Source organism: Arhodomonas sp. KWT (assembly GCF_010993615.1).
Window position 1 is genome coordinate 1 of sequence record NZ_WNXE01000543.1, and the last position, 1,094, is coordinate 1,094.

Here is a 1,094-nt window from a genome sequence, read left to right on the forward strand (position 1 = left end):
TCGGCGACGACCGACAGGTCCAGCAGCATGCCCACGGTGACGAAGAACAGCCCCAGCAGGACGTCCCGGAACGGGCGGATGTCCGCCTCGATCTGGTGTCGGTATTCGGTCTCGCCGAGCATGATTCCGGCGAGAAAACCGCCCAGCGCCAGCGACAGCCCGGCAAGGTGACTCGTCCAGGCCGCGAACAGGGCCACCAGCAGGACCGTCAGGGTGAACAGCTCGTTGGAGCGTGCCCGCGCGACCTCCTGGAACAACGGGCGAAGCGCCCAGTGGCCGATTGCGAGCAGGACGGCGAACACCAGCGCGCCGCGCACGAACGCCGCGCCCATGGCCAGGGCGATGCCGTCGCCGGTCTCGCGCCCGAGCAGCGGGATCAGGATGAGCAGCGGCACCACCGCGAGGTCCTGGAACAGCAGTACGCCCACCGCCCGGCGGCCGTGCCGGCTGTGGATCTCCACCTGCTCGGTGAGCTGCTTGATGATGATGGCGGTGGACGACAGCGCGAGTGCCCCGCCGATCACCGTCGCGGCGCCGCCGCCGGCGCCCAGCGCCCAGGCCGTGAGTCCCAGCACCCCGGTGCACAGCGCCACCTGCGCCCCGCCCAGGCCGAACACCGTCCAGCGCATGGCGCGCAGCTGCGGCAGGGAGAATTCCAGGCCGATGGTGAACAGCAGGAAGACGACCCCGAACTCCGCCAGCGGACGAACCTCCTCGACGTCGCCGACCAGCCCGGTCGCCGATGGCCCGAGCGCTACCCCCACCGCGAGGTAACCCAGCACCGGGGGCAGGCGCAGACGGCGGAAGGCGGTCACGGCCACCACCGAGGCGGTGAGCAGGATCAGGACCTCGTCGAGCATGGGCACGCCGGGGCGTCCTCCTGGTGGCGAAGGGGACGCGCACATCCTAACCCGGAAACCTCCCCGATGCGCCGCCCGCGCTGCCCTGTTCGGGTGCGCGGAATGCACCATTCTGGCGCGTTGGGAACGGGCTGGAGACGGTTCGTGGAGGGCGGGCCGGTGGCACGGCTTGTGCTTCTCCCGCAGTGAAGCCATTCCACAAGGATGCACCAACCATGACTTACCGTTCCCTGC

At 70.2% G+C, this 1,094-nt stretch carries 1 protein-coding gene; it reads right to left on the reverse strand.

The features are described 5' to 3' along the window. Positions 1-860: monovalent cation:proton antiporter-2 (CPA2) family protein (locus G7A99_RS20585; RefSeq protein ID WP_205599965.1), on the reverse strand; the 860-nt coding region annotated here is incomplete at its 3' end. Between the last annotated feature and the right edge of the window lie 234 nt (positions 861-1,094).